The 3,216-nt window shown below is 37.6% G+C and carries 4 protein-coding genes; all 4 read right to left on the bottom strand.

Annotated elements, in window-relative coordinates; translation table 11 throughout:
* Positions 1-125 precede the first annotated feature (125 nt).
* Positions 126-737, bottom strand: coding sequence for a hypothetical protein (locus ORQ98_RS29175; RefSeq protein ID WP_274692343.1), 612 nt, complete (start codon positions 735-737; stop codon positions 126-128).
* Between the two features lie 328 nt (positions 738-1,065).
* Positions 1,066-1,383, bottom strand: coding sequence for a DMT family transporter (locus tag ORQ98_RS29170; RefSeq protein ID WP_274692342.1), 318 nt, complete (start codon positions 1,381-1,383; stop codon positions 1,066-1,068).
* Between the two features lie 274 nt (positions 1,384-1,657).
* Entirely contained in the window at positions 1,658-1,900 is a 243-nt protein-coding gene (locus tag ORQ98_RS29165; RefSeq protein ID WP_274692341.1) for a hypothetical protein, read from the bottom strand.
* Positions 1,901-1,979: 79 nt separating this feature from the next.
* Positions 1,980-2,852 carry a DUF4234 domain-containing protein gene (locus tag ORQ98_RS29160; RefSeq protein ID WP_274692340.1) on the bottom strand — a complete coding sequence of 291 codons (873 nt, stop codon included), beginning with the start codon at positions 2,850-2,852 and terminating at the stop codon, positions 1,980-1,982.
* Positions 2,853-3,216: the final 364 nt, after the last annotated feature.

Genomic DNA, 3,216 nt, shown 5'->3' with positions numbered 1-3,216 from the left:
TCATGGGTAATGGATTAGCTGAGTTTGCAGATTAGGTACTCAGTTACACCTAAAAATGATTCGTTATGGGTATATTTATAATGAAAGTAAGCATTCATTTTTAAGTCTAAAAAAATTTTTCTGTCTTATAAGTCTGGAAGCACTGTTGGGTCAAAGCCCCAGAGGTGATCAGGATTTCTTGTGCATCTGATCACTGTAGCTTTATTGTTTTTTGAGCCAATAGACCTAAGTTTAAGTGTTCCTGTACATTTTGGGCAGCTGCCTTCAACTTTAGTAATGTATATTTCACCTTTTGATCCAGACTCAAGATTGAAAAATGGAGGAAAGCTGAAGTGTTTAGTTTTCAGTAACACTAAACCTAGAACAATAAATATCATCCCAATTCCCATAGTTAAGATAAAGAGAAATTGGTATCCAGTGCTTATAAACCCAAGAATGCTTGCGATACTACCAAAGAAGCTCAAAAAGCCAGTTATGACGAGCCACGAATCCTTTAGCTGCGTTCCTCCAATAGATAGAGGCTTAATTTTTGTCCTTTCTATATACGCTTTGTCAGTGGAATCTTCATTTGTGTTTATATGAATCGTATTGCCTGTAACTTGATTTTGTTGACCAAAGTTAACTGAGTTATCTCCAGAGTTAATATTTACATTTCCACTGTCTCTCAAGCTGTGTCCACATTCAGAGCAAAATTTTGCTTGTTTAGTAGTCTTTTCTCCACATTCGGTACAATTCATTGTTGTAACGTCCTTTAAATAACTATTAATGAAAACGGCTAAATCATCTTACTTTCCCAGTATTTTACTAAATCTACTTTATTGGTCTATCTCTTCTGTCGTGTATAAAATGTAACCACCAGGTTCTCAGGGCAACTAAGTGTTCCCTTCCCAACCCATTTCATTTAAAGCCTTTTCAAAAACAGCCGATAACCACCACTTATCGGTTGTTGCCAGGAAGTATATGACAGTTTGGTTGTAGTTAGATAGGCAGCTTAGCTGGGCGGTGTTCTAAGAGCTGGCTAAACTCCAGCTCTTACCTGATTAAGTGTGCGCTTTACATCAGTTATCAGTGCGCCAGCTTTAATGTGGCAACACCGGCAATGATTAATACTATGCCAAGGTATCGAGCCAAACTGGTTGGGTCACCATAAAAAATGACACCGACAAGAAACGTACCTGCAGCGCCAATTCCCGTCCATACAGCATAAGATGTCCCTAGGGGAATTTGCTTCTGAGCCAACCATAAAAGAAAACCACTAACACTCATAAAAGCAATTGCCACAAGTATCCCAGTGATTCGGGTGTTATCTTCTTGCGCCATTTTTAGACCTACAGGCCAGCCTATTTCGAATAAACCTGCAAATATGAGATAAATCCAAGCCATACTGATTCCTTCAATGAACACTTAACTTCTAATAAACGTCACTCTGACGCACTATTGCTGCCGTATTTTGACTGAATCTACCTGATAGGTCTAACCCTTCTGTTGTGTATCAAATTCAACTAACCGGCTCTCAGATCTGCTGAGTACTCTGTTTTCCTCCCACTTCACCTGTCGCTATTTCAAATCCAGCCGATAATACCAATTAGTGGCAGTTGCTAGGAAATATATGACAGTTTGGTTGTAGTTTGATCGTTTTCAGATGAGAGAGTTAAATTCAAAGCTTGTACTCTAACCAAACTCGCTCTCCAGGATGGTGTTCTGAGATAGTATCAAGTGCTTCGTCAATAGCTGCATTGTCTTCAAGAGAAATGAACTCTATGAAATTTGATAAATTAATGTCTTGTTTACGAATGATATTAAGCTCCGACTCAGTGAGAATACCCCCATTGATCCATACTGGATATTTGCCAGTGAGGATAATAGGTTTCACTTCTTCAAAGCCTTCTCTAGTTAGCACGAATATGACCATTTTTTAACTATTGAACACACCCTATTGAGGATGCATATAGGGTGTTGTGGGGCTGAGAGTGCTCGTCTTAGGTCTGATCACTGTTCTTACTGGCTTTCCATCGCTTTTTTAGCTCTTCAACAAAGATTTTATCGCCTTTATTCTCACTGGATAGCCATGCTTCAAACTCTGATCCATCATTTTCATAAATGGTTACTACAGTGTCATCGACTGGGGAAGAAGACCAGGTAACTGAAATGTCCTTAATATTCTCATAGTATGCATAATAGCCTGACAGTGTACTATCTTCTGTATTTTGCGAATAGGAAACTATACAGCAATTAGATATAAATTGACCATCTTCTGCAATAGATAGAAGTCCTGCTGAGTAAAAATATATTATTTCCTCATCATTTTTGAGTAATTTTTCCTTTCTAAGAAACTCGATATCTTTATCCCACATTTTATTCCCAGAAATAATAGAAGTGCTCGGGAAATAATTTATGGACGACAAGACTGAAAATATGAATATAGGCAAACCAAGAAGGAAAGCTGGCATCCCCCAAAACATAAGATGGCTTTTGTTTACTTTAGGGTCCTTTGACATAGGTATAGAGAGTACTGCTGGCAGTAGGGGGAAAAATGATAAAAAAGATAGCAACCAGTAAGGGTCATCCAATTTCCATAGCGCACTGGTTATGAAGTATGAAACAGCCAGAAATAATCTAGTAATTGCACTCTTCGTGGATGCAGTAGAACTGTGTTTTGCCAAATCACTTAATAGTGAGTAATACCAAATTGGTGCAAATATTGCCCTCCAAAATGGCCAAATTGAAGACTGGTCTCGCTCTTTTATATAGACCCAATTTTTGTACGCCCAATATATTTCATAAATACCCAATGTAAATATTGAAAGCAGAACAAACGAAACTGGAGATACGGAATAATATTTTTTTGTCATTTTTTCCTTCTATAAACTGATGGTAATTCTCTAAGTTTTGGATACTTCGGCTTATATAGAGGCACCTAACAGCTAATAAACCTATCAGCGGGATGCATAAAAAATCACTGAATTTTGACTTATTTCTATAAGTTGGTCAAATTCTGTTTAGTGAAGTAATATTTGATCATCAGTGTTCTAGTCTAATAGAACCGAACTTTAATTATAGATAAGAATTGAACCACCCGGCTCTCAGGGCTGCTGGGTGCTCTGTTTTCCTTCTACTTCACCAAAAATAGCCGATAAGTCCAAGAACCGGAAAGCTTTCTACTATGCTGGTAGTATGTTATTAAAAAGCGTAATACGTAATGTGGTACATCTATTA

Source organism: Spartinivicinus poritis (genome assembly GCF_028858535.1).
In the GTDB taxonomy this organism is placed as follows: Bacteria; Pseudomonadota; Gammaproteobacteria; order Pseudomonadales; family Zooshikellaceae; genus Spartinivicinus; species Spartinivicinus poritis.
This window is presented reverse-complemented; position numbering and strand designations above follow the sequence as displayed.